This window comes from Herbiconiux daphne, assembly GCF_024979295.1.
Classification (GTDB): Bacteria; Actinomycetota; Actinomycetes; order Actinomycetales; family Microbacteriaceae; genus Herbiconiux; species Herbiconiux daphnes.
The window spans coordinates 1-1,083 of sequence record NZ_JANLCJ010000143.1 but is presented as its reverse complement, the minus strand read 5'-3'; the positions used below and the strand labels follow the sequence as shown (position 1 = coordinate 1,083).

The window sequence follows — 1,083 nt, the reverse complement described above, 5'->3', positions numbered from 1 at the left end:
AACCTACCAGATCATCACCACTGTGAAGAACTGCTCCACTGAACACATTTTTGTTACCGAAGTAACAGGTGCCGATACAGGTTTTGCTCTTGTCAAAGAAGACCAGAGACAAGTCCAGATCAACATCTTCATAGACAACATCGGCAGCACCGACTTTGCCTAGAAGCTTGCCGAGGAAACCCGCAGCTTTGGTTTGACCCAATTTTGCGATTTTACCCCAGCTTGCGCCACAAGTAAGATTGATTACGGGAGTATCCGAATCTTTCTTAGTTACAGCAGTGGTTTCACCTTTATTCAAGATGATAGCCATTAATACCTCCTAAAACGTCCCAGAACGCTCTCAGGGACGTTTAATTAAGAAAGTGATACAAACTACTGGCTATTACTGATAAGCCGCCAGAAGGTCTGTCAGGCCGTTTTTGTTGCTTGCGCCGATAGGGTTGGTCAGGTTGGTAACAACCCAGCCTTCAGCAGTGCGAGCCAGTTTGATGAATTCGACGCAGGTAGAGAACGCAGCGTTTTCATCGAGTTTGATTTCAAACAGCGCCTGATCTTTGTCGTTGTACAGTTTGGCTACCGGAGCAGCGGCAGCAGCAAACGGAACAGCGTCGCCGTCACTGTAAGAAGTGACCGCCAGCAGAATTGCTTTAACTTTGTCGCTTACTTTGGTTGTGTCGATGGTGATAGTTTCATCATCACCTTCAGCAGCGCCGTTACGAGCATCACCTGAGTGAACCAGACCAGCGACCGGGTTTTCAGGATTTTTGAATTTGTTTTTGGTGCAGTTACCGTAGTAACTGATGTGGCCATCGTCTGGAGGCAGGATTTTACCGTCTTCACCCAGCAGAATTGCTACTGCGTCGAGATCAGCATCTTTGTCCCATGACAGACCAAATTTATACTGGGTCAGAGCCGCAGCAGCTTTGGTCAGGTTAATTTCACCGCCTTTAGCGAGGATAATAGCCATTTTAATTCCTTATGCAGAACATGTTAACCGCTGACCATAAATGCGTTCATAATGGAAAGCGATAGCTTTGGATGCCATCCGTAATCGTGTGAAAAAGTAATAGGCATGAGATTCGC

Annotated in this window: 2 protein-coding genes; both read right to left on the bottom strand. The window is 46.5% G+C overall.

Annotated features, from left to right (window positions below; translation table 11 throughout):
* Positions 1-310 (bottom strand): TerD family protein (locus tag N1032_RS23650; protein WP_259542822.1); only part of this gene is annotated, 310 nt, incomplete at its 3' end.
* Between the two features lie 72 nt (positions 311-382).
* The gene (locus N1032_RS23645) at positions 383-967 is read right to left on the bottom strand and encodes a TerD family protein (RefSeq protein WP_259542821.1); all 585 of its coding nucleotides are present in this window, start codon (positions 965-967) and stop codon (positions 383-385) included.
* Positions 968-1,083 lie beyond the last annotated feature (116 nt).